The organism is Natrinema soli, from assembly GCF_028618695.1.
Map to the genome: position 1 here is coordinate 1 of NZ_JAQIVI010000699.1, position 1,121 is coordinate 1,121.

Below are 1,121 nucleotides of genomic sequence, written 5' to 3' on the forward strand. Positions count from 1 at the left end.
TCTCGAGCGGCACGGCGTGCCAGGCCGTGCGAGCGGACCGGGCGCTGTAGTACGCCCAGACGACCGCGTTGCAGGCGACGAGAGCCGCGAGGAGCGGGGAGAGGGAGAGCCACCCGGCCACGGTCGCCAGTGCAACCACCAGCCCGACCGGGATTCCGACGACATTCGTGACCGCGAGCAGGTGCGTCAGACCGGTTCCGGTCACGGACCGGAGTCGATCGAACGCGGACCAGTTCGGCGCTCGACGGCGTCGGTACGGCTCGGAAACCTGCCGTCGTTTCTCACGGACCCACTCGTCGACGCTGGTCGGACAGCGGTTCCTGACGTATCGATTCAGAACACCGAGCGTATATCCTCGCCGGAACGCCGCCGCGCCGAGCGGCATCGATCCGGTCGCGCCGTCGCGCCGCCAGCGCTCGAGGCCGGCAAGCGCGTCGCTGGCCAGCACGTCGGCCGGCAGGAAGTATCCCCCGTCGAGCAATCGGTACGGTCCGGTGTTCGAGTTCGCGAACAGCAGGTCCGAGTGAACTGCGCTGCCCGCGGACTCGAGCAGCGGAAGGAGCCCGTCGTCGACGTTCCCCGCGGTTCGTTTCGCCTGAACGATATCGTACTCCTCGAGGCCGGCGACGGCGAGTTCGAACGCGTCGACGGGGAGCCGCGTGCCCGAGTTGACAACGGTGACGATGTCGTTATCGGCCAATGAGAGCGTCGCGAACGCCTCGGCCATCGTGGCTGCGCCGACGCGAGAGCCGCCGCGGTCCGTCCGCGGCGGGTCGTCCGTAGTCTGATCGGACGCACGCACCGCGTCGTCGGTCTCGACTAGTTCGACTGTCAGACCGCACGCCCGACCGGACTCGAGAGCGTCGGCCAGCTCGGCCACAGCGGGTTCGTCCGGTCCGGTGATGACGGAGACTGAAACACGGCCGGCGGGATAGCTCTGTCGCACGATCGACGCGAGCGTCTCCTCGAGCGCCTCCCTCCGGCTACCGGAAAGAGGAACGAGAACGTGAATTCGCCGCTGCATGGTCGCTGGTAGCCGACACTGAGGCCCGGGACCGTCCTTGACGGTCGGCGTCGGCTCCGCCGCAAGGCGCTGATCGCCGGCGGCCCGCGTCCGCTGC

Annotated in this window: 1 protein-coding gene; it reads right to left on the minus strand. The window is 69.0% G+C overall.

Going from position 1 to position 1,121, the window contains the following annotated elements:
• The coding region (locus PGX04_RS30400) for a glycosyltransferase family 2 protein (RefSeq protein WP_273741896.1) at positions 1-1,121 on the minus strand (1,121 nt) is incomplete at both ends.